Origin of the sequence: Kitasatospora sp. NPDC056273 (assembly GCF_042268845.1) — a bacterium.
Lineage (GTDB): Bacteria > Actinomycetota > Actinomycetes > Streptomycetales > Streptomycetaceae > Kitasatospora.
Genome location: NZ_JBHJSJ010000092.1, coordinates 1 through 22,789, shown reverse-complemented (window position 1 = coordinate 22,789; position 22,789 = coordinate 1). Strand labels below are relative to the sequence as shown.

Annotated in this window: 15 protein-coding genes and 1 tRNA gene; 9 read left to right on the top strand and 7 right to left on the bottom strand. The window is 73.5% G+C overall.

Going from position 1 to position 22,789, the window contains the following annotated elements; genetic code table 11:
- Nucleotides 1-59: 59 nt before the first annotated feature.
- The 4 genes from ACFCY1_RS39810 to ACFCY1_RS39795 form a co-directional block, all read right to left on the bottom strand.
- Nucleotides 60-2,231, bottom strand: coding sequence for an FUSC family protein (locus ACFCY1_RS39810; protein ID WP_074001958.1), 2,172 nt, complete (start codon nt 2,229-2,231; stop codon nt 60-62).
- Nucleotides 2,232-2,240: 9 nt separating this feature from the next.
- Nucleotides 2,241-3,518, bottom strand: coding sequence for an HTTM domain-containing protein (locus ACFCY1_RS39805; RefSeq protein ID WP_375877683.1), 1,278 nt, complete (start codon nt 3,516-3,518; stop codon nt 2,241-2,243).
- Nucleotides 3,515-4,177, bottom strand: a complete 663-nt coding sequence (locus tag ACFCY1_RS39800) for a DUF5819 family protein (RefSeq protein WP_049660264.1) — start codon at nt 4,175-4,177, stop codon at nt 3,515-3,517. Before ACFCY1_RS39800 ends, ACFCY1_RS39805 begins: the two co-directional genes overlap by 4 nt.
- Before the next feature lie 93 nt (nt 4,178-4,270).
- Nucleotides 4,271-5,491: a rhodanese-like domain-containing protein gene (locus tag ACFCY1_RS39795; RefSeq protein WP_375877682.1), complete on the bottom strand. Its 1,221-nt coding sequence runs from the start codon at nt 5,489-5,491 to the stop codon at nt 4,271-4,273.
- Between the two features lie 215 nt (nt 5,492-5,706).
- Between ACFCY1_RS39795 and ACFCY1_RS39790 the strand changes: the two genes are divergently transcribed.
- Nucleotides 5,707-8,550, top strand: a complete 2,844-nt coding sequence (locus ACFCY1_RS39790) for a SpoIIE family protein phosphatase (RefSeq protein ID WP_375877681.1) — start codon at nt 5,707-5,709, stop codon at nt 8,548-8,550.
- An 82-nt stretch (nt 8,551-8,632) separates the two neighbouring features.
- Here ACFCY1_RS39790 and ACFCY1_RS39785 read toward each other — a convergent pair whose 3' ends face one another.
- The gene (locus ACFCY1_RS39785) at nt 8,633-9,433 is read right to left on the bottom strand and encodes a hypothetical protein (RefSeq protein WP_159028583.1); all 801 of its coding nucleotides are present in this window, start codon (nt 9,431-9,433) and stop codon (nt 8,633-8,635) included.
- A 169-nt stretch (nt 9,434-9,602) separates the two neighbouring features.
- Nucleotides 9,603-11,432, bottom strand: coding sequence for a phosphatidylglycerol lysyltransferase domain-containing protein (locus ACFCY1_RS39780; RefSeq protein WP_375877680.1), 1,830 nt, complete (start codon nt 11,430-11,432; stop codon nt 9,603-9,605).
- Between the two features lie 338 nt (nt 11,433-11,770).
- On the opposite strand from ACFCY1_RS39780, the gene ACFCY1_RS39775 reads away from it, so the two are divergent.
- Nucleotides 11,771-12,424 (top strand): response regulator transcription factor, encoded by a 654-nt coding sequence (locus ACFCY1_RS39775; protein ID WP_234348583.1) that lies wholly within the window; start codon nt 11,771-11,773, stop codon nt 12,422-12,424.
- Nucleotides 12,421-13,566: a sensor histidine kinase gene (locus ACFCY1_RS39770; RefSeq protein WP_375877679.1), complete on the top strand. Its 1,146-nt coding sequence runs from the start codon at nt 12,421-12,423 to the stop codon at nt 13,564-13,566. The genes ACFCY1_RS39775 and ACFCY1_RS39770 overlap by 4 nt, the downstream gene beginning before the upstream one ends.
- A gap of 84 nt (nt 13,567-13,650) precedes the next feature.
- Here ACFCY1_RS39770 and ACFCY1_RS39765 read toward each other — a convergent pair.
- Nucleotides 13,651-13,734, bottom strand: a tRNA-Leu gene (locus tag ACFCY1_RS39765).
- Nucleotides 13,735-14,155: 421 nt separating this feature from the next.
- On the opposite strand from ACFCY1_RS39765, the gene ACFCY1_RS39760 reads away from it, so the two are divergent.
- The 6 genes from ACFCY1_RS39760 to pknB all read left to right on the top strand — a co-directional run bounded on the left by ACFCY1_RS39760 (nt 14,156) and on the right by pknB (nt 22,659).
- Entirely contained in the window at nt 14,156-15,025 is an 870-nt protein-coding gene (locus ACFCY1_RS39760) for a DUF3662 and FHA domain-containing protein (protein ID WP_074001954.1), read from the top strand.
- Between the two features lie 46 nt (nt 15,026-15,071).
- Entirely contained in the window at nt 15,072-15,617 is a 546-nt protein-coding gene (locus ACFCY1_RS39755) for an FHA domain-containing protein (protein WP_074001953.1), read from the top strand.
- Between the two features lie 53 nt (nt 15,618-15,670).
- Entirely contained in the window at nt 15,671-17,290 is a 1,620-nt protein-coding gene (locus tag ACFCY1_RS39750; protein ID WP_074001952.1) for a PP2C family serine/threonine-protein phosphatase, read from the top strand.
- 133 nt (nt 17,291-17,423) lie between these two features.
- A complete protein-coding gene (locus tag ACFCY1_RS39745; protein WP_049656877.1) occupies nt 17,424-18,827 on the top strand; it encodes an FtsW/RodA/SpoVE family cell cycle protein in 1,404 nt (467 codons plus the stop codon).
- Entirely contained in the window at nt 18,824-20,281 is a 1,458-nt protein-coding gene (locus tag ACFCY1_RS39740; protein WP_049656873.1) for a penicillin-binding protein 2, read from the top strand. Before ACFCY1_RS39745 ends, ACFCY1_RS39740 begins: the two co-directional genes overlap by 4 nt.
- A 260-nt stretch (nt 20,282-20,541) precedes the next feature.
- Nucleotides 20,542-22,659: a Stk1 family PASTA domain-containing Ser/Thr kinase gene (pknB, locus tag ACFCY1_RS39735; protein WP_074001950.1), complete on the top strand. Its 2,118-nt coding sequence runs from the start codon at nt 20,542-20,544 to the stop codon at nt 22,657-22,659.
- The last annotated feature ends 130 nt before the right edge of the window (nt 22,660-22,789 follow it).

The following is a 22,789-nucleotide window of genomic DNA, read 5'->3' as shown; positions in this document are numbered from 1 at the left end:
GTGATTTTCAGACTGCCAACGGTCTGAACGCCCCACCTCCAGGGTTGGCAGTCTGAAAATCACCCAGCCCCCGGAGCGGCCACCCCCGGAGCCGCCCCCGGCCCCCCACCCTCCCGAGAGCCCTCCCCCACAGAAGACCCCCGCAGAGCCCGCTCCAAGTCCCGCAGAGCCTGCCCCACCAACCGAACCCCCGCCCGCACCACATCCCGCTGCACCCCCGCCGGCGCCCCCGCCAACCCCTCCTCCAACCGCGCCTGCGCATCCCGCACCGCCCCGAACTCCACCGCCTGCCCCGTCAGCAGCGCCGCCGCCGCGAGCGCCGTCGCCAGCCGCAGCTCCTCCGCGTACTCCCCGGTCCCCGGCACGGGTTCCGCGTCCGCCGCCGGCAGGTGGGCCTCCAGCAGGACGGCCGCCCGCCCGAGGGCCCCGACCGCCGCCCGGGCCCGGTCGATCTGGCGCCGGCTGACCCCGGCCAGCCCGGTCTCGTGCCGTCCCGGTTCGGCGTCGGCCCGCTGCATCGCCTGGATCAGTTCGGACCGCGCCTCCCGCGAGTCCAGCAGCGCGCTCCGCACGACCCGCCCGCGCGGCGCCGCCGGCTTCTCGTAGCAGGCGATCACCGCCCCCGCGTACCGTCCGGCGGCCGCCAGCCACTCGGCGAGCCGTTCGCCGAGCCGGGCGGTCTGCCAGGTCGGGAACAGCGCGTACGTGACGAGCGCGATCGACCCGCCGAGCAGGGTGAGCCCGACCCGTTCGAAGGCCGTCACCAGCGGGTTGCCCTCCTGCAGCCCGAGCAGGAACACCACGTACGTGGAGATCCCGACGGTGGTGAGCGCGTACCCGGTGCGGAACGCGAGGTACGCCCCGCCGATGCAGACCACCGCCAGCGCGGCCAGCACCCATTCCCCGGGGTGGAGCAGCTGCACCACGAGCGTCGAGACGGCGACTCCGACCACCGTCCCGGCCAGCCGGGCGACGCCCCGGCTGTAGGTCTGCGCGAAGTCCGGCCGCATCACCATCGCGGCGGTCATCGGCGCCCAGTACCCGTGGTGGAACCCGACGAGCCGGGCCAGCAGGTAGGCGACGGTGACCACCCCGGCGAGCCGGACGGCGTGCTGGAAGATCGCCGAGCGCGGGTGCAGCTGCCGCCGGACGGCCCGCGCCGCGACCGGCAGCATCCGGGCGATGGTGGGCTTGCGCAGCGCCCCGCCGGCCCCGACCACGGGCGTGGTGATGGTGTCCTCGTCGTTGCGGTCCAGGGTGTCCGCGGCCTTGCGCAGCAGCCCGCCGAGCCGCCGGGCGGAGCGCCGGGCCGCGCCCTGGAGCCGCGGCCCGTCGTCGGAGCCGACCAGGGTGAGCGAGGGCGCGGAGCGGGGGAGCCGGACCGGGTCGCCGGTGCGGATCGCCCGGGCGAGGGCGTCCATGACCTCGGCGGCGGCCGCCAGCACCTCCCGGGCCCGGTCCCGTTCGGGCCCTTCCTCGGGGGCGCCCACCTTGGGGTCGGCGAGTGCGGCGAGGGTGGGCCGGATGCGCTCGGCGATACCGCGCAGGCCGCGCAGCTCGGGCGGCCGGTGGCGGTCCTGCCAGGGGGTGAGGGCGGCCGCGTGGCGGGCCGTCATGAACGGTTCCGGGTCCACGTGCGCGGTCGGGTCCTGCCGCAACCGCCGGGCGTAGTCGGCGAGTTCGGCGTAGGTGTCGGCGAGGGCCTGCCGCTGGGCGGTCCAGCTGCCGATCGGCCAGACGGTGATGACGGTGGCCTGGACGACCCCGCCGAGGGCGGCGACCAGCCCGTGGCTGAGCGCGGTGACGGTGCTGACGGGGAGCTGGACGACGATCAGCATCACCGAGACGGTGTTGGTGGCGACCACCCCGGCGGTGGGCCCGATCGCCCAGGCCAGCCCGGCGCCGAAGGCCCACACCGCGAGCAGTACCGGGAACAGTCCGGGGACGCCGGCGGCCAGGTAGCCGAGGAAGGTGCTGATGCCGAGTCCGGCCCCGGCCGCGACGGCGAGGCTGGCCCGGGGCCGGAAGCTGCGCTGGAAGGTCGCCGAGCCGGCGATGAACGCGCCCATCGCGGCCGAGGTGGCGAGCGCGACCCCGCCGAGCGCGAGGGTCGGGAAGAGCACCAGCGCCACCGCGACCGCCCCGCGCACCGCCCGCTTGGGGTCGGTGAGCGCCCGGTCCAGGGTGAGCCCGGTCCGCGCGGTGTCACGAAGTGCGGCGAACCAGGACATAGCGCCATCCTAGGGCGTGATCTCCGGGGCCGGGCCCGACCTCCGGCGGAGCCGCGCCGCCACCCACAGCAGGGCCCCGGTCGGCAGGAAGACCGCGTCCGCCGCGATCATCGCGAGCGAGAACACCGGCAGCCCGAGCACCACCGCAATCCCCGCGTGCTCCAGCACCATGACGGCCAGCAGGACGTTCTTGACCCGCCGGTTGACCAGCGTGAACGGGAACGCGACCTGGAGGACCACGGTGCCGTACGAGACCAGGAAGACCGGCAGCAGCGCCGAGCCGACCAGCGCGGACAGTCCCGGCCAGGGGGCGAAGTAGTCCAGGTGCAGCGGGTAGTACAGCGCGGTGCCGTCCTGCCAGCGCGAGCCCTGCACCTTGTACCAGCCGGCCGTGGCGTAGATCAGCACCACCTCGACGGCGATCACCAGCATCGCGCAGTTGTGCACCATGGTCGCCAGCGCGTCGAGCACCGCCCGCGGCTCGCCGTCCGGCCGCAGCCGGCCGAGCGCCCACCAGAGCCCGGCCACCGCCCAGAGCCCCCAGAACAGCGGCGACCAGCCGAGGTACGGGAAGGCCCGGTCGGTCCAGGTCAGGGTGTCGCCCGCGAAGCCGCCGAACTGACAGGCCGCCAGGGCGGCTCCGAGCACCGCCCAGAGCACCACCCCGGTCCGCCCCGGCCGGGGCCTGCGGGCGTCCAGCGACCAGACCTCGGCGCAGCGGGTGAAGACCAGGTAGACCGCCATCAGGTGGACGACGTTGTCGCCGCCGTCGCCGAGGAAGACGTCGCGGTTCTGCAGGGACAGCACGGTGACCAGGAACAGCACGGTGCTCGCCCTGGTCCGCCAGCCCAGCAGCACGGCCAGGGCGGCCAGCACCGCCAGGTGGTAGACCAGCTCGAACCAGAGCCGCCCGCCGAACCAGGGCAGCACGGTGAGCGCCCCGTTGTCGGCCAGCAGCCGCTGGGCCAGCTCCGTCGACCAGGGGGACCGGTCGCCGTACAGCACCCGCCGGTGGGGCCACTCGCGCAGCAGGTAGGCCAGCCAGACCAGCCCGAAGCCGATCCGCACCACCGCGGCCTGGTGGCGGCCGAGCACCCGTCCGGTGAAGGCCTCCGCCGCCCGTCCGAGCGGCGCCCGCGGCCCGCGCGCCTCCCGCGTCTCCCGCACCGCACCGGGCTCCGCCGCCCGCCCGGCCCCGGCCTGCCGCGGCACCCCGCCGGACGGCACCGCCGCACCCGGCGGCAGCGCCCCGTCGGGCCGGTCGGGCCGTACCGTCGCCTCGTTCATCCGAGCAGCCCCCGGTAGTCCTCGTCCGCCACCGGCCACCACGGCAGCTCCCGCACCCGGGGCGCCGCCGGCGCGGGCTCGCCGCTCCAGGACGGCGGCGGGACGGTGACCGCGGTCGAGCGGAACTGGATCTCCAGGACCCGTTCGCCGTCCGCCTCCCGGCCGATCCGCTGCAGGGCGATCCGCTTGAGGTACTGCTCGGCGAGCCGGCCGCGCGGGGAGGCCGGGCTCTCGTCCTGAGGGTTGTGCGTGCCGTCGTAGAAGTCCCAGGCCCGGCGCAGCAGGTTCTGGTCGACGTGGCTGGGCGCCGGGTTGCCCCGTATCGCGGCGATGTCCTGCGCGGTCAGCCCGATCCAGTCCCCGGTACGGGTGGCCCCGGCGGGCGCGGCGGTGCGGACCCGGGCGTCCACGCTCACGTTCTGCTGGAGCGGGTTGGGCGCGAACAGCTTCCAGTTCTGCTCGAACTCCGGGTACACCAGGCCGTCGACCTCGTCCCGGTACTGCCGGGACACCGAGTTGGCGGGCGCGACGTGCAGGAAGACCGCGGCGAGGAACAGCCCGGTGCCGCCGGCCAGCACTGCCCCGGCGAAGCCGAGGACCAGCTGCGCGGGCCTGGACCAGGCCCGTCCGGCAGCCGGCCGGTCCGTCGTCTCGGTCATGGCCTCCCCCGACCGGTCGGCGGGCACCGCCGGCCCGGTGCCGGCGCGCTCGCGCGCGCCCATCCTGCCCTAAGGGCCGTGGGGCGGGGGCCGTCAGAGGACGAAGGCCTCCTGGCCGGTGCTGCTCACCATCGGACGGCCCGCACCCTGCCAGGCGTACATCCCGCCGTCCACGTTCACGGCCTCCCGGCCCTGCTGCACCAGGTACTGGACGACCTGCGCGGAGCGGCCGCCGACCCGGCAGAGCACGTACAGCTTCTCGTCCGGCAGCTCGCCGAGCCGGGCGATCACCTCGCCGATCGGGATGTGCAGGGCGCCGTCCACGTGGCCGGCGTCCCACTCGTCCTGTTCGCGCACGTCCAGCAGGGCGGCGTCGGCGGGCACGGCGGCGGCGTCGGCGGAGGGGATCTGCGGGAACATCGTGTGGCTCTCCTGGGATTCGGTCGGGTGCGTGCCATTGTCGCCCACCGGCGCCGTGCCGTGGGCGCCGGAGGACGGGCCGTCCGCCGGGGCCGGGCCGCCGAGCAGCCGCGCCAGCTCGGCCTGCTGCCCGGCGGCCTTGGCCAGCAGCTCCTCGGCGAGCTGCTCCAGCAGCCGGTCCGGGTCCTGCGGGGCGAGGGCGAGCAGCTGCCCCATCGGGGTCTGCTCCAGCCGGACCTGCTCGGCGGCGGTCTCGGCGATCTTGGCGGTCAGCCAGTCCAGCCGGCGGCGCAGCCAGTCCGAGCGGTCGGGGGAGTCGACGGCCGGCGCGGCCTCCGGCGCGGTGGACCACTCGGCGGCCAGGGCCCCCAGCGCGCCCGCGTCCCCGTACGCGTAGGCCTCGTTGACCCGGACCAGGAAGGCGGCCCGGCGCTGCTGCTCGCCCGGGTCGGTGGTCAGGTCGGGGTGGGCGCGGCGGACCAGCTCGCGGTAGATCCGCTGGGCCTCCTTGCCGGGCCGCACCCGCTCCGGCGCGGCGGGCGGCGGCGGGACCGGCTCGCCGTCCTGGCCGGACTGCTCCCGCACCGAGTCGAACAGCGCGTCCAGGTCGGGCAGTTCGTCGACCTGCCGGCGCGCCTCGGCGGCCCGGCGCAGGTCCTCCGGCAGGCCGGTGCGGGCCGCCACGGCCTCGGCGACCAGCGCGTCCAGCTCGTCCAGCCGGGCGTAGAGCGGGCCGAGCAGCTGGTGGTGGATCAGCGCGAAGTTGTCGATCTCGACCCGCAGCGTCTGGACGTCCACGTCCATGCTGAGCCAGGCCAGCTCGGCGGCGGCGACCCGCTCCTCCAGTGCCTGCTGCTCCGGGTCGGTCCAGCGGGCGGGGCTCTGCGCGCTCAACTTCTCGCCTCTGTCTCGTCCGGCCGGCGGCGTCCTGCGGACCACTCGTACGGGCGGTCCGGCCTGCCACCCTACCGCCGTGATCGCGGGCCCCGTCCGGGTGAACCGGGGGTACGGACCGGCGCGCGGCACGCGACACGCAACCGATCCTGAGGAATCTCCCCGTTTCGGTGTCGAGCCCGGCCCGGTCCGTGCTTCGCTGGTATCCGCACAGCGTGCCTTCCTCCGGAGAGACGGCCGCCCCGGGCGCGGCGGCCAGGCGGGAGCAGAGCGAATCCATGGTGGCCGAGTCCAACTCCACACCGCGGCCGGCGGGCGACGGAACCGCGCCGGGCGACCACCCGACGGGGGTGGCCGCCCTGGTCCGGCTCGCCCCCGTCCTGGTCGACCGGTCCGGCCGGATCGCGCGGTGGGGGCGGGCCGCCGAGGAGCTCTTCGGCCACCGCGCCGACGTCGCCCACGACCGCCCGGCCTCCGGCCTGCTGCCCGCCCTGGAGTCGCGGGTGCTCGAACGCTGCTCCGTCCGCCGCCCCTGCGACGCGTTCGACACCCTCGCCGAGCGGACCGCCGACGGCCGCCCCTGGATCGGAAGGCTGACCGTCACCGACCGCGAGGAGCACCAGCGCGACGTGCTCTGGTGGGCGTACCCGCTGCCCGGCCCGGTCGGCGGGCTGCTGGCGCTGGCCGCCGACGCCCGCCCGCTGCGCGCCACCGGGCCGCGGCTCGCGCTCGGCGAGCGGCTGCTCCCCTTCGCCGCCGCGCCCGGCGTCCGGGGCGGCTTCCACGCCCTGGCCGCGGCGCTCACCCCGGCCGGCCTGCCGGTGCCCGAGCCGCTGGTCCGGCTGCTGCCCGCCGCCCACCGCGCGGCGCTGCTGGCCGCGCTGGAACGGGGCGGACTGCCCGCCCTGCGGCTGGACCCGGCCACCGTGCTGCCGGTGCTGCCCGCCGACGCCCAGACCGGCAGGGCGCAGGCGGCCGCCGGCCTCGGCCGCCGCTACCCGACGCCCCAGCAGCGGGTCGCCCGGGTCGGCCCGCCGCCGCAGCCCGAGCAGGGCGCGCCCGGCCGCCGTCCGCCCGGCCCGCTGCCCGTCCAGCGCGAGACCCCGGACCGCCCCGCCGCCCAGCCTGCGGCCCCCTCCGCCGTCCGGCCGGTGGCCGCCGTCGGCGGCGGCTCGGCGGGCGCCGGCCCGTCCGTCCCTCCCCCCGCCTCCGGCCGGGAGGTGCCCCCGCCCACCGCAGGAGCCGCAGCCATCGAGCACGCCACCGTCGAGCCGTCCGCCACCGGCCGTCCGCCGCTGCGCACCGACCAGGCCCCGCCCGCCACCGTCCCGGTCCCCGCCCCCGCGGGCGGCGAGGGCCCGACCGGCGGCCGGCTCGGCCCGTTCCTCACCAACGGGCAGGCCGGCGAGCAGCTGGCCCTGCTGAACGAGGTCGGCGGCAAGGTCGGCACCACGCTGGACCTCGGCTTCACCGCCCACGAGCTCTGCCAGGTGCTGGTCCCCCGGGTCGCCGACTTCGCCTGCGTGGACCTGGTGGACGGGCTGATCTCGGACTCCGAGCTGCCGGCCGCCCGCCCGGACGACGACACCATGCTGCGCCGGGTCGCCCTGGTCTACAACGAGACCGGCGGCGTCTGGGACCACGTGCTCTCCGAGGGCTCGCTGGTCAGCATGCCCCGCCGCACCCCGCCCGGGATGGCCCTCCAGCTGAACCAGCCGGTGCTGGTCCCGGTGGTCAGCCCGGACGTCGCGGTCGACTACGCGATCGCGCTCGGCGACGCCCGGCTGACCCCGGTGGTCACCGGCCGCTCGATGCTGGTCGTCCCGCTCTCCGCCCGCGGCACCGTGCTGGGCATCCTCAAGCTGCTCCGGCTGCCGGACCGCGCGCCCTTCGACGAGAGCGACGCCGCGACGCTCAAGGAGCTGGCCGTCCGCGCCGCGCTGTCGCTGGACAACGCCCGGCTGCACCGCGCCGAGGCCAGGGTCGCCACCACCCTGCAGCGCTCGATGATCCCGACCCGCCCGCCGCAGATCCCCGGCGTACAGATCGCCCACCGCTACCTGCCCGGCGACCCCAAGGCCGAGGTCGGCGGCGACTGGTTCGACGCGATCCAGCTGCCCGGCAGCCGGGTCGCCCTGGTGGTCGGCGACGTGATGGGCCACGGCATCCACTCCGCCGCCGCGATGGGCCGCTTCCGCACCGCGATGCAGACCCTCGCCGCCCTGGACCTGCCGCCCGGCCAGCTGCTGCGCCACCTGGACAACCTGGCCCACAAGCTCGGCGACGACCACCTCGCGACCTGCCTGTACGCGGTCTACGACCCGATCAACCGGACCTGCGAGCTGGCCAGCGCCGGCCACGTCCCGCCCGTCCTGGTGCACCCGGACGGCACCGGCGAGCTGCTGGAGATCCCGGCCGGCGCGCCGATCGGCGTCGGCGGGGTGCCGTTCGTCGCCAAGACCATCGACGTCTCGGACGGCTCGATGCTGGTGCTCTGCACCGACGGCCTGGTCGAGGTCCGGGGCGGGGACATAGGAGCGGGCCTGGCCGCGCTCTGCGGCAACCTGATCGACCCCCGGGAGAGCCCCGAGCAGGCCTGCGACGTGGTGCTGCGCCGGCTGCACTCGGACGACCGCAAGGACGACGTCGCCCTGCTGGTGGCCCGCTTCGACGGGGTCGCCCCGTCCGAGGTGGCCACCTGGGACCTCACGGTGGACCACCGCGAGGTCGGCCGGGCCCGCTCGCTGGTCCGCGAGCAGCTGGCCGGCTGGCACCTGGAGGCGCTCAGCGACACCACCGAGCTGCTGGTCAGCGAGCTGGTGACGAACGCCGTCCGGGTCGCCCGGGACACCGTGAAGCTCCAGCTGATCCGGGTGGACAAACTGCTGGTCGAGGTCAGCGACGACAACCACAACCTGCCCTCGCTGGAACCGGCCGAGCAGCTCGGCGAGACCGGCCGCGGCCTCACCCTGGTCACCAAGCTCGCCGAGCGCTGGGGCACCGCCCGCAAGGCGGTGGGCAAGGTCGTCTGGTTCGAGCTCCCGCTCCCGCACGCCTGACGGCCGCACCGACGGGCCCCGGACGTCGAACGGCCGCGTACGGGCACCCGTACGCGGCCGGCTTGAGCGCGGTCGGCGCCCGTCAGGGGATGACGGCCCCCGCCGAGGTGCGCCGCCGGGCCTCCACCGCGACCTCCCGCGAGGCGGCCGCGGCCACCGAGGCGGCGGCGCCGACCCCGGCCAGCACCCGCGGCCAGAAGTCCCCGAAGACCTCGACCGAGACGGCGATCAGCAGCGCGGTGATCACCGCGACCACGTGCTCCAGACCGGCCAGGTTCGGCAGCACGACCGCCTCGCCGATCATCACCGCCACCACCAGGCCGGCGGTGAGCCAGGCCCGGCAGCGGAACGCGATGCAGATCGCCAGCGCCACCACCGCGGCCGAGGGACCGGTGTCCCGCACGTAGGCGACCCACTTCGGGAAGCCGAACAGGTGGTGCGGCCCGATCGCCACGCCGACCCGGGCGAACAGCGTGCCCGCCAGGGTGCAGGTGTAGGCGACCACCAGGGTCATCCGCCGGCCGAGCACGATCTCGGCGATCGAGAAGACCACGAACACCTGGGCCAGCGCCCCCCAGACCGGAAGGTCCAGCGCCGGCACGTACAGGGAGAGCGGCGTCCGCAGCAGCGAGACGTCCAGCGGCAGCGCCGCCCGCACCACCCCGATGTTGTTCACGAAACGCTCGCCGCCCGGCAGGTGCTGGACGACGCTGAACAGCAGGATCAGAAACGTCGCGACGGTGGCCAGGGGAACGGCGGCGAACTTCTTTCGCACCACCGCGTCCCGGACCGTCGCGAACAGCGTTCCCCACTCGGCGACAGCGGCCGCTCCGGCGATTGCCAGCGGCCCCTTTCGCACGCCCCCCGCGTGGGTCCTGTGCATCACAACAGTTTCTCCGAATCCCCGAACGCTCTACTACTCCAACATTAGAAGCCAGTTAACAAAGCCACATCGGCACGGATGGGGAGTCGGGTCATCCTCTGGGGGGAGGCAATCCCCCCATCAGCCCCCCAATTCGACCGGCCGGTCCCCTCCGCCCCCCGACGGAGGGCTACCCCTTCCCGTCCCGGGCCGCCACCGGGACCCGCGGCGCCACCACGGCGGCCCGGGCGTGCCGGCGGCGGAACAGGGCGGGCAGGCTCGGCGCCACGATGAAACCCTCGGCGCGCGCGCTCGCGATACCGATCCGCGGAATCTCGCTGCTCTTCTCGAAGAGCAGGTAACGCGGTTCCCAGATCGGGCGGTACTTGGCATTGGCGCGGTACAGCGACTCGATCTGCCACCAGCGCGAGAAGAATCCCAGGATCGAGCGCCACAGCCGCAGCACCGGGCCGGCGCCGAGGCGCGAACCGCGCTCGAAGACGGAACGGAACATCGCGAAGTTCAGCGACACCCGCTTCAGCCCGACCTCGTCGGCGCGCTGCAGCAGCTCGATGACCATGAACTCCATCAGGCCGTTCTCGGTGTCCCGGGCCCGGCGCATCAGGTCCAGCGAGAGCCCGTCCGGGCCCCACGGCACGAAGCTCAGCAGCGCCTTGAGCTCGCCGTCCCCGTCGTGGCACTCCAGCATCACGCAGCGGCCGTCGCCAGGGTCGCCGAGCCGGCCGAGCGCCATCGAGAAGCCGCGCTCGGTCGCCCCGTCGCGCCACTCGTCGGCCTTGGCCACCAGCTCGGCCATCTCCGCCTCGGAGATGTCCTCGTGCCGGCGGATCCGCACCGTGTACCCGGCCCGCTTGACCCGGTTGTAGGCCTGCCGGACCACCCGCATCGCGCGGCCGTCCAGCGAGAACTCGTCCAGCTCGACGATCGCCTCGTCGCCCAGCTCCAGCGCGTCCAGCCCGTGCCGGGCGTAGATCACCCCGGCCTCCTCGGAGGCGCCCATCACGGCCGGCGCCCAGGCGTGCTCGCGGGCCTCGGACAGCCAGGCGTCGATCGCGCCCGGCCAGGCCTCCGGGTCCCCGATCGGGTCGCCCGAGGCGAGCGAGACGCCGCCGATGACCCGGTAGGTGACCGCCGCCTTGCCGCTGGGGGAGAAGACCACCGCCTTGTCCCGGCGCAGCGCGAAGTAGCCGAGCGAGTCCCGCTCGCCCTGCTTGTCCAGCAGGCCGCGCAGCCTGGCCTCGTCCTCGGCGGTGAGCAGCTCCTTGCCGCGCGGGCTGCGGAAGGCGACGTACAGCACCAGCATGAAGAGCACCGCGCCCATCGCGTTGATCGCGGCGTTCACCCAGGTCGGCGCGGCGATCACCGAGCGCAGGTGCTCGGTCGGGGTGATCGTGATCATCCGGCCGACCGAGTACCGGAACAGGTCCCAGAAGCCGGCGCCGGAGAGCTCGTTGGTCATCCAGACCAGCAGCGCGCCGACCCCGCCGCCGAACGCCAGCCCGCCGACGAAGGTGGCCGCCGCGGTCTTCGGGTTGGAGCTGTCGCCCTTGGACGTGAACTCCTTCCGCCCGACCAGCAGCGCCAGGACGAACAGGCAGGTCAGGACGGTGGAGAAGTAGTTGAGCGGGTGCCTGTTGAAGCGCTCGTCCGGCACCAGCATGAACGCCAGGTAGAGCAGCGCGAAGAGACCGCCGAGCGCCGTGTTGAAGATCCACGCGGCCCGCTTGCGCCGCCGCATCGCGATCGCGAGGAAGACCGACAGCACCGCGCTGGCCAGCCCGGAGGTCATCAGGTACGGGGTGAAGTACTCACCCTCGTTGTGCTCGCTGACCTGGTTGCGGAAGGGCACCAGCAGGACCGTCGCCACGTTCAGCAGCGCGATCAGCCGCAGGTACCAGACGGAGGCCGCGGCGGCCCTCGGACGCCAGCGACCGGGCTCGTCGACGGGCCGGGGCCCGGGGGACGTGGCGGACGGCTCCGACTTCACAGTGGACGACACAGCTCAATTCCAAACGATCAGATGGTGGGGCGCATCCGCGAACGGCCCGGCGCCGGGCGCCCGCTCGGGCCCGACGGACTGACCGGCGACCTCGCCCGGCCGACCGCCCGAAATGGAGAAGCGGCCGGAAAAGAGTCAGCCAACTCCATGTTTCCCCACCCAGCCTGAGAATTGCGTGAACCGGGTAGCGGATTCCCACCCCCGCCGAACGGCGGGGGTGAGCGCCCGCCGCACGTTCGGCACCCCGCCCCGCCTACCCCTACCCTCGAAACGACCCACGCGGACCGCCCCGACCCGGCCGCCCGAACCGAGGAGGCACCATCACCACCACCCGCGTGCTGATCGTCGACGACGAGATCCTGGTCCGCTCCGGCCTGGGGCTGATCGTCGGCTCCGCCGCCGACCTGGAGGTGGTCGGCGACTGCTCCGGCGGGCAGGCCGAGGAGCACGTCCAGCGGCTGCGCCCGCACGTGGTGCTGCTCGACATCCGGATGCCCGACCTCGACGGCATCTCGGTGCTGCGCCGCCTGCGCGCCCTGCCCGACCCGCCCGCCGTGGCGATGCTCACCACCTTCGACACCGACGAGTACATCGGCACCGCGCTGCGGGCCGGCGCGGCCGGCTTCCTGCTCAAGGACACCGCCCCCGACCAGCTGGTGCACGCCGTCCGGGTGCTCGCGGCCGGCGGCAACATCCTCTCCCCGACCGTCACCCGCACCGTGATCGGCGGCTACGTGGACGGCGGCGGCCCGGACGCCGAGGCCACCGCGCTCGCCCGCACCCTCACCGGCCGCGAGCTGGACGTGCTCTCGCTGCTCGGCGAGGGCCTGTCCAATGCCGAGATCGCCGACCGGCTGTTCCTCGGCACCGGCACGGTCAAGGACCACATCAGCGCGATCCTCGGCAAACTCGGCGCCGCCAACCGGGTCCAGGCCGCCGTCCTGGCCCACCGGGCCGGTCTGGTCCGGCCCAAGCCCGGCGACGGGGCATGACGACCGCCGACCAACTGCCGTCCCGACGGCTGCCGGCCTGGTGCACCGCCCCCTGGCTGATGCTGCTGCTGCCCGTCCTGTACGCCCTGCTGGACGCCGCCCTGGTGGCCCGGGAGGCCGCCTGGTGGCAGGTGGCGCTGTCCACGCTGGCCGCCGTCGCCCTGTTCTGGCGCCGCCGCTTCCCGGTGGTGGCGCTGCTCCTCACCATGCCGGGCAGCTGGGTGGACGAGATCTGGCTGGCCCCGATCACGGCCGTCTACTCGGTGGCCGCCGAGCGCCCCCGCCCCCGGGTCGTGATCCCCTGCGGCGTCCTGTTCGCGCTGGTCGAGTTCTTCCACTGGCCGCTGCCCCAGGACGTCCTCGACCTCAGCCGCGCCACCGCGCTGGACGCCATCCAGGCCGTGATGCTGGCGGCCGGCCCGGCCGCCACCGGTCTGCTCGCCCGCACCCGGCGGGAGCTGGCCGCCCGGCTGGACGAGCTGACCCGCGGCCAGGAGCGGGAGAGCCGGCTGCTGGCCGAGCGGGTGCTGATCAGCGAGCGCGGCCGGCTGGCCCGGGAGATGCACGACGTGGTCTCGCACCAGGTCAGCCTGATCAGCATCCAGGCGGGCGCGCTCCAGGTGAGCAGCCCCGACCCGGCCGCCGTGACCGCCGCCCGCACCATCCGCGAACTGTCCGTACGGACCCTGGACGAGCTGCGGCAGATGGTCGGGGTGCTGCGCGGCACCGGCGGACTGCCGGACGCCCCGCTCGCCCCGCAGCCCCGGCTGGCCGACCTGCCCCGGCTGATCGAGCAGAGCGGCCTGGCCGCGGACACCGAGCTGGTCCCCGGCGACCGCCCGTGGCCGGAGGCGGTCGAGCGGGCCGCCTACCGCACCATCCAGGAGGCGCTCACCAACATCACCAAGTACGCCCCGGAGGCGGCGGTGCACGTCCGGGTCCGGGCGAAGGGCCGCCGGCTGCGCGTCGAGGTCCGCAACGAGGCCCCGCCGGTGCGTCCGGCCGAGACCCTGCCGGGCGGCGGCCACGGCCTGGTCGGCCTGCGCGAGCGCGCCCAGCTGCTGGGCGGCACCCTCACCGCCGGGCCGACCCAGGACGGCGGCTTCGAGGTCCGCGCCGAACTCCCGGCCAGCCGCGGCTGATCCCGCCCGCCCCCGAGATCCACGCCACCGGGGAGCGGACGACAAAAAAGCCCCGCAGATCCGTAGATCTGCGGGGCTTCGCTGTGCGCGAGGGGGGAGTTGAACCCCCACGCCCTTTCGGGCACTGGAACCTGAATCCAGCGCGTCTGCCTATTCCGCCACCCGCGCATGGGTGTTGTCCTCGTTGCCGACCGGTCTTCCGAACCACTCGGTACCATCGGTACTTCGCGCTTCCTGGACCGGCCTCCCTTTCGGGCGGCCCTTCCGACGTGGAAAACATTAGCACGACCTGGGGGGCTGCTCCGAATCCGTTGTCCGGGGAGGCCCACGGCACCCGAACCGATGCCCGACGCACGCCCGTGCGACTGCCGGAAGGGTGCTCCGACGGGCACACCTGGCGTGCCGTACCCGACATGCGTCACCCTGTGTGTCCGAGCCCACCCCCGGGCACCACACGGTCCGGGAACCGTACGGAAGGGCCCGGCGTGGATACGATCAGTACGGAAGTACCGCAAGTAGGAGGCGCGACCGGGTCCCGGGCGGGATCCGGCCGGCAGGCAGGCGAACGAACCCTGGAAGGGGGTGCCCCATGGGAGTGCTGAAGAAGTTCGAGCAGCGGCTCGAGGGTCTCGTCAACGGCACCTTCGCCAAGGTGTTCAAGTCCGAGGTCCAGCCCGTGGAGATCGCCGGAGCGCTGCAGCGCGAGTGCGACAACAACGCGAGCATCTGGAACCGCGACCGCACCGTCGTGCCGAACGACTTCATCGTCGAGCTGAGCCCGCACGACCACGAGCGGCTGAGCCCCTACTCCGGGCAGCTCGGCACCGAACTGGCCGGCATGGTCCGCGAGTACGCGGAGGCCCAGCGGTACACCTTCATGGGCCCGCTCCAGGTGAACCTGGAGAAGGCCGACGACCTGGACACCGGGCTGTACCGGGTGCGCAGCCGCACCCTCGCCGCCGAGGAGCCCCCGCAGCAGCAGCAGTACGCGCCGCCGCAGCCCGGCTACGACCGTGCGCCGGCCGCACCGGCCCCCGGCGCACCGTGGCAGCAGCCCGGCGCTGGCCAGTACAACGCGCCCCCGCCGCCGGCCGCGCCCCCCGCGATGCCCCCCGGTCAGCCGGCGCCCGCGGGCGGCAACGTCCGGGCGTTCCCCGGCGCGGGCCACGGCGGCGCCGGGACGCGCCGCTGGATCGAGGTGAACGGCGCCCGCCACCAGATCACCGGCTCGGCCTGCGTGCTCGGCCGCTCGACCGAGGCGGACGTGCGGATCGACGACCCCGGGGTCTCCCGCAAGCACGCCGAGATCCGGCCCGGCACCCCTTCGATGGTGCTCGACCTGGGGTCCACCAACGGCATCGTGGTGGACGGACAGCACACCCAGCGCGCTACGCTCCGCGACGGCTCGCGAATCGTCGTGGGCTCCACCACCATCGTCTACCGGCAGGTCGAAGGGTAGTGTCCGAATTGTTCGCGCGCCTCGCTCACCGACTGGCGGGACGGTCATGTCAGAACTGACCCTCACGGTCATGCGGCTGGGCTTCCTGGCCGTGTTGTGGCTGTTCGTCATCGTCGCGATCCAGGTGATCCGCAGCGACCTGTTCGGCACCAAGGTGAACCCGCGCTCCTCCCGTCGGGGCGCGAGCGCCACGACCGGCGGCGGCGCGGCCACCTCGACCGCCGCACGCGCCGCGGCGCCGACCCAGGCCGGCCCCGCGGCGGCCCAGACCCAGGGCGGCGGCGGGCGCCGCCGCGGCGGTCCGACCCAGCTCGTCGTGGTGCAGGGCTCGCTGGCCGGCACCACGGTGGCGCTCCAGGGCCAGACCATCACGCTCGGCCGCGCGCACGACTCCACCATCGTGCTGGACGACGACTACGCGTCCTCCCGGCATGCCAGGATCTATCCGGATCAGACTGGGCAGTGGACGGTCGAGGATCTAGGCTCCACCAACGGCACCTATCTGGACCGGCAGCGCCTGACCGCGCCCACTCCGCTCCAGCCGGGCATGCCGATCCGTATCGGCAGGACCGTCATCGAACTGCGGAAGTAGTAGCGCATGAGGGACAGCATCCCGTCCATGACCCAGAGGGGGGCACAGGTCGCATGACCCTGGTGCTGCGCTTCGCCGCCGGCTCCCACAAGGGACTGATCCGGGAGGGGAACGAGGACTCCGGCTACGCCGGGCCGCGGCTGCTGGCCGTGGCCGACGGCATGGGCGGCGCCGCGGCCGGCGAGGTCGCTTCCTCCGAGGTGCTCGGCTCGATCGTCCGGCTGGACGAGGACGTGCCGGGCCCCGACCTGCTGACCCTGCTGGGCGACGCCGTCCAGGGCGCCAACGACCGGCTCCGGCAGATGGTCGAGGAGGACCCGCAGCTGGAGGGCATGGGCTGCACGCTCACCGCCATGCTGTGGACGGGCCAGCGGATGGGCATGGTGCACGTCGGCGACTCCCGCGCCTACCTGCTGCGCGACGGTTCCCTGGTGCAGATCACCCAGGACCACACCTGGGTGCAGCGCCTGGTCGACGAGGGCCGGATCACGCCCGAGGAGGCCGAGACCCACCCGCAGCGCTCGCTGCTGATGCGGGCGCTGGACGGCCGCGGCCAGGTCGAGCCCGACCTGTCGATCCGCGAGGTCCGGGCCGGCGACCGCTACCTGATCTGCTCCGACGGCCTCTCCGGCCCGGTCAGCCACCAGACCCTCCAGGACACCCTCGGCAGCTACTACGCGCCCGAGCAGACCGTGCAGGAGCTGATCCAGCTCGCGCTGCGCGGCGGCGGTCCGGACAACATCACCTGCATCGTGGCGGACGTCATCGACGTCGGCGCCACGGACACCATGAGCGGCCAGTTCAACGACGTCCCGGTGGTGGTCGGCGCGGTCGCCGACGCCCCGCCGTCCTCGGCCGCCGCCGACCGCTCGATCGCGGACACCCCGGCCGGCCGCGCCGCCGGCCTCGGCCGCGGCCCGCAGGGCGCCTTCGGCCCGGCCGAGGGCTACGCGGAGGGCTTCGGCCCCGCGCAGAACGGCTTCGGCCCCGCCGAGGGCTACGAGGGCGAGTACGGCCCCGGCTCCGGCGAGCCCTCGGTGTACGGCACCGAGGACTTCGACGAGGAGCGGCCCTCGAGGCGCAAGCGCAAGGGCCTGACGGTCTCGCTGGCCGCCCTGGTCACGCTGGGCCTGCTCGGCGGCGCCGGCTACTTCGGCTACCAGTGGACCCAGGACCAGTACTACGTCGGCACCCAGGACGACCACGTCGCGATCTACCAGGGCATCAACCAGAACCTGGCCGGGGTGAGCCTGTCCTCGGTGCACTCCTCGTACAGCAGGATCCAGCTGAAGTGGCTGCCCGAGGACCAGCAGGTCCACGTGAAGAAGACCATCTCGGTCGGCAGCATGAAGGACGCCCAGTCGACGGTCAACGAGCTCGACGGCTGGGTCCAGCTCTGCCAGAAGGCCGCCAAGGCGACCGCCCCGGCCGTACCGCCCGCCACCCAGGCGACGCAGGCCGCGTACCTGGCCAGCACGCCCACCCCGACCGAGAAGAACCGCGGTCCGGCCGCCACCACGCCGACCACCGCGCCCCCGGCCTCGCCGACCGCCCCGACGGCACCCGCCCCGGCGCCGAACGCGACCCCTCCGGCCACCGGCGCGCAGGGCGACCAGGCCCCCCCACTGACCGAAGAGGAACTCAGCCGGGCCAACTCCTGCCCGAAGCAGTGACGTCCGTGATCCGACATAGGACCGCCCCGAGCGGGTTTGCCGGCCGTCAGGGAGCGGTCACCACGTGAGCAGCTACGACCTGAGCCAGGAAACCACCCGGTCCGGCCGACGCCGGGCGGCGGCCGAACGCACGATCCCCCGTCGGCGGGGCAACACCACGATCTCCCCGCAGGAGGCGCCGAACCGGCGCAACACCGAGCTGGCCCTGCTGGTCTTCGCGGTGCTGCTGCCGGTCCTCGCGTACGCCAACGTCGGCCTCGCGATGGACGCCAAGCTGCCTGCGGGCATGCTCGGCTACGGGCTCGGCATGGGCGCCCTGGCACTGGTCGCGCACCTGCTGGTGCGCCGCTTCGCGCCGTACGCGGACCCGCTGATGCTGCCGATCGCCACCCTGCTCAACGGCCTCGGGGTGGTGATGATCTGGCGGCTGGACAAGGCGGGCAAGCTGCTCCGGGGCAACTACCCGGCGGCCGAGAACCAGCTGATGTGGTCGGCCCTCGGGATCGCCGGCTTCATCGGGGTGATGGTGCTGCTGAAGGACCACCGGGTGCTCCAGCGCTACACCTACATCTCGATGGTGGTGGCCCTGGTCCTGCTCGCGGCGCCGGCCTTCTTCCCGTCCCGGGCGGAGGACTTCGGCGCCAAGATCTGGATCCGGATGGGCAGCTTCTCCATCCAGCCGGGCGAGTTCGCCAAGATCGTCCTGACCGTGTTCTTCGCCGGCTACCTGATGGTCAAGCGGGACGCCCTGGCGCTGGCCAGCCGCCGGTTCATGGGCCTGTACCTGCCGCGCGGCCGCGACCTCGGCCCGATCATCGTGATCTGGCTGCTCAGCCTGCTGATCCTGATCTTCGAGAACGACCTCGGCACGTCCTTCCTGTTCTTCGGCCTGTTCGTGGTGATGCTCTACGTCGCCACCGAGCGGACCAGCTGGATCCTGTTCGGCCTGCTGATGTCGGTCGGCGGCGCGGTCGCGGTCGCGTCGACCGCGAGCCACGTGAAGGTCCGCATCGACGCCTGGCTCGACCCGATGGCCGCCTTCGGCGCCAACCCGCCGAAGGGCGCCACCGAGCAGATCGGCCAGTCGCTGATGGCGCTCGGCTCCGGCGGGGTCACCGGCTCCGGCCTGGGCCAGGGCCGCTCCTGGCTGATCGCCTTCGCCGCCAAGAGCGACTTCATCCTGGGCTCGTTCGGCGAGGAGCTCGGGCTGACCGGCCTGATGGCGATCTTCCTGCTGTACGCCCTGCTGGTGCAGCGCGGCCTGCGCACCGCGCTCGCCGCCCGCGACCCGTTCGGCAAGCTGTTCGCCGTCGGCCTCTCCTCGGCGATGGCGATCCAGGTGTTCGTCGTGGCCGGCGGTGTCACCGGGCTGATCCCGCTCACCGGTATGACCATGCCGTTCCTCGCGCAGGGCGGTTCGTCCGTGGTCGCCAACTGGGCGCTGGTCGCGATCCTGCTGAAGATCAGCGACAGCGCCCGCCGACCGGGGGCCGAACCGGCCCCGCCCACCGAGGGCCAGGAGGGACCAGCCCGATGAACAAGCCGATCCGCCGGGTCTCGATCTTCTGCCTCGTCCTGATCCTGGCCCTGATGGTGCGCACCAACTGGGTGCAGGGCGTCCAGGCCGATTCCTGGGCCACCAACAAGAACAACAAGCGCCAGCTGTACGACCGGTACGCCCACCCGCGCGGCAACATCATCGTCAGCGGCCAGCCGGTCACGAAGTCCGACTTCGTCAACGGCCTGCGCTACAAGTACAAGCGCTCCTGGGTCGACGGCCCGATGTACGCCCCGGTGACCGGCTACTCCTCCCAGGCCTACGGCTCCAGCCAGCTGGAGAACCTGGAGGACGGCATCCTCTCCGGCACCGACGACCGGCTGTTCTTCCGCAACACCCTGGACATGCTGACGGGCGAGCAGAAGCGCGGCGGCGACGTCGTCACCACCATCAACGCCAAGGTGCAGAAGGCCGCCTTCGACGCGATGGGCAACAAGAAGGGCGCGGTGGTCGCCCTCGACCCGAAGACCGGCGCGATCCTGGGCCTGGTCTCCACCCCGTCCTACGACCCCGGCACCTTCGCCGGCGGCGAGGCCGCCGACACCAAGGCCTGGACGGACCTCAACGCGGACCCGAACAAGCCGATGCTCAACCGGGCGCTGAAGGAGACCTATCCGCCCGGCTCGACCTTCAAGCTGGTCACCGCGACCGCGGCGTTCGAGAACGGCCGCTACCAGAGCATCGACGACGCCACGGACACCCCGGACCCATGGGTCCTGCCCGGCACGACCACCCAGCTGAAGAACGAGAGCCCGAACGAGCGCTGCGAGAACGCCACCGTCAAGTCCGGGATGGACCAGTCCTGCAACACGGTCTTCGCCAAGATGGGCGCGGACCTGGGCAAGGAGCGGATGCGGGCGCAGGCCGAGAAGTTCGGCTTCAACAGCACGATCGACACCCCGGTCCGCTCCGAGAAGAGCGTCTTCCCGGACAGCTCGAGCCCGGACGGCACCGCCCAGGACTCGATCGGCCAGCACGACACCCGCGCCACCCCGCTCCAGATGGCCATGGTCTCCGCCGCGATCGCCAACAACGGCAGCCTGATGCAGCCGTACCTGGTCGACCAGGAGCGCTCGGCCACGCTGACCACCGTCTCCAAGCACACCGAGAAGCAGTTCTCCCAGGCGATGAGCCCGGCCACCGCACAGAAGATGCAGGACCTGATGGTCTCGGTGGTCGAGAACGGCACCGGCACCAACGCCAAGATCCCCGGCCTGCAGGTCGGCGGCAAGACCGGCACCGCGCAGCACGGCGAGGACAACGCCGGGCTCCCGTTCGCCTGGTTCACCTCCTGGGCGAAGACCCCGGACGGCCAGTCGGTCGCGGTCGCGGTGGTGGTCGAGGACGGCTCCCAGAACCGCGACGGCATCAGCGGCGGCCGCCTCGCCGCCCCGATCGCCAAGGCGGTGATGCAGGCCGCACTCGGCAAGTAGGAGCGCGGGTCCGGGGTGAGGGGAATGTCACGATGGGCAGCCCCGTCCGGATACCGGTCTGGTATCGGCCGACGGCTGACTCCGGTCCGCTGCGGTCCGACCGGTAGCGTATCCGCCAGCAGCGGGTGTGCCCGTTGCCGCCCGCGAGGCACCGCACGGCCCGGCCGGAGAACCGGTCGCGGACCGCGCGGCGTCACCCAGAGCGTGCGGGGACACCTACGTCACAACCTCACCGGCGGGTGAGGGAGAGGGTCGGAACTATGGAAGAGCCTCGTCGCCTCGGCGGCAGGTACGAGCTCGGCGGCGTCCTCGGACGCGGCGGCATGGCCGAGGTGTACCTCGCCCATGACACCCGACTCGGCCGCTCCGTCGCTGTGAAGACGCTCCGGGCCGACATGGCCCGGGATCCGTCGTTCCAGGCCCGGTTCCGCCGCGAGGCGCAGTCGGCGGCGTCCCTGAACCACCCCGCCATCGTCGCCGTGTACGACACCGGCGAGGACTACATCGACGGCATCTCCATCCCGTACATCGTGATGGAGTACGTCGAGGGGTCCACGCTGCGCGAGCTGCTGCACTCCGGCCGCCGGCTGCTGCCCGAGCGGGCGCTGGAGATGACCATCGGCATCCTCCAGGCCCTGGAGTACTCGCACCGGGCCGGCATCGTGCACCGCGACATCAAGCCGGCCAACGTGATGCTGACCCGGCAGGGCAACGTCAAGGTCATGGACTTCGGCATCGCCCGTGCGATGGGTGACGCCGGGATGACCATGACGCAGACCTCGGCCGTCATCGGCACCGCCCAGTACCTCTCCCCCGAGCAGGCCAAGGGCGAGCAGGTCGACGCCCGCTCCGACCTCTACTCCACCGGCTGCCTGCTCTACGAGCTGCTGACCGTGCGCCCGCCGTTCGTCGGCGACTCGCCCGTCGCGGTGGCCTACCAGCACGTCCGGGAGGAGCCGCAGCCGCCGTCGGTCTTCGACCCCGAGGTGCGCCCCGAGGTCGACGCGATCGTGCTGAAGGCGCTCGCCAAGGACCGCGACTACCGCTACCAGAGCGCCGACGAGATGCGCGACGACATCGAGCGCTTCCTCGACGGCCTGCCGGTGGCCGCCGCCCAGCAGGCCGCGTACGGCATGGGCCCGGGCGGCTACGGCTACGACCAGAACGGCTACCCGCAGCAGCACGACCCGTACGGCCAGACCAACGTGCTGCCGCAGCAGCCCGGCGGCCCGACCACCGTCCTGCCGCAGGCCTCCGGGCAGCCCGGCTACGGGCAGCAGGGCGGCTACCAGGACGACGGCTACGGCCAGACCTACGCCGGCCAGGCGGGCGGCAACGACGGCTACGACGACGGCTACGGCCGCGGCGGGGGCCGGCGGGGCGAGGACCCGCCGAAGAAGAGCAACACCTCCTGGATCGTGCTGGCGGTGGCCGCCGTGCTGGTCCTGGTCGGCACCTTCTTCGTCGCCCAGGCGATGTTCGCCGACAAGGGCACCAAGGAGACCGCGAAGGTCACCGCGCCGAACCTGGTCGGCAAGACCCTGGCGGAGGCCAAGACGGCCGCCGCCGCGGCCGGTGCCAAGCTCGTGGTGACCGAGGGCGACAAGATCGCCTGCCCGGACACCAACATCAAGAAGGACCAGGTCTGCACCCAGACCCCGCAGTCCGGCACCCAGGTCGCCGAGACCTCCACCATCACGGTGCAGGTCTCCTCGGGCCCGGCCAAGGCGCAGGTCCCCGGTGTGGTCGGCAAGCCCAAGGACCAGGCCACCAAGGCGCTCGCCGACCTCGGCTTCACCAACGTGACCACCGAGTACAAGGACGACGACACCGCCGCGCAGGACACCGTCACCGCCCAGGACCCGGCGCCCAACGCGGCCGTCGACCCGAGCGCCCCGATCAAGCTGACCGTGTCGCAGGGCAAGGCCAAGGTGACCGTCCCGAACGTGGCCGGGGCCCAGAAGGAGGACGCGCAGGCGACCCTCCAGGGCCTCGGCTTCCAGGTGGACGTCTCGAAGACCGCGCCGGCCCCCGACCCGAGCAAGGTCAACACCGTCGCCTCGCAGTCGATCCCGGCCAACACCAAGGCCCCGGCCAACAGCAAGATCTCGCTGACGATCTTCAAGGCGCAGGACAAGCCCCAGGTCCCGCCGCTGGCGAACGTCAAGCTGGGCGCCGCCGCGGACCAGCTGAAGGCGCTCGGCCTGACCTACGTCGTGGTCAGCGGTCCCCCGGACCCGAACGCGACGATCCTCCAGAGCAACCCGCCGGCCGGCACCCAGGTCGACCCGAACACCCAGATCCAGCTCTACACCAAGGCGGCCGAGCCCCCGAAAGGGAGCGACCCCACCACCACACCCCCCAAAGGGGACCACTAGGCCTCCGGTATTCCCCTGGTTCGGCTGAGCCGGGGAACGAGCAGCACGGAGCACGCCCGAGGGCCCGCCGCGACGAACGCGGCGGGGCCCCCGGGGGGGGGGGTATAAAAAAAAAACACCCCCCCAGACA

Bases quoted from the DNA above. Each gene is read 5' to 3' on its own strand.
- pknB (WP_074001950.1), top strand. From the start codon at position 20,542: ATGGAAGAGCCTCGTCGCCTCGGCGGCAGGTACGAGCTCGGCGGCGTC.
- ACFCY1_RS39760 (WP_074001954.1), top strand. From the start codon at position 14,156: ATGGGAGTGCTGAAGAAGTTCGAGCAGCGGCTCGAGGGTCTCGTCAAC.
- ACFCY1_RS39750 (WP_074001952.1), top strand. From the start codon at position 15,671: ATGACCCTGGTGCTGCGCTTCGCCGCCGGCTCCCACAAGGGACTGATC.
- ACFCY1_RS39805 (WP_375877683.1), bottom strand. From the start codon at position 3,518: ATGAACGAGGCGACGGTACGGCCCGACCGGCCCGACGGGGCGCTGCCG.
- ACFCY1_RS39770 (WP_375877679.1), top strand. From the start codon at position 12,421: ATGACGACCGCCGACCAACTGCCGTCCCGACGGCTGCCGGCCTGGTGC.
- ACFCY1_RS39785 (WP_159028583.1), bottom strand. From the start codon at position 9,433: ATGCACAGGACCCACGCGGGGGGCGTGCGAAAGGGGCCGCTGGCAATC.
- ACFCY1_RS39755 (WP_074001953.1), top strand. From the start codon at position 15,072: ATGTCAGAACTGACCCTCACGGTCATGCGGCTGGGCTTCCTGGCCGTG.
- ACFCY1_RS39800 (WP_049660264.1), bottom strand. From the start codon at position 4,177: ATGACCGAGACGACGGACCGGCCGGCTGCCGGACGGGCCTGGTCCAGG.
- ACFCY1_RS39810 (WP_074001958.1), bottom strand. From the start codon at position 2,231: ATGTCCTGGTTCGCCGCACTTCGTGACACCGCGCGGACCGGGCTCACC.
- ACFCY1_RS39740 (WP_049656873.1), top strand. From the start codon at position 18,824: ATGAACAAGCCGATCCGCCGGGTCTCGATCTTCTGCCTCGTCCTGATC.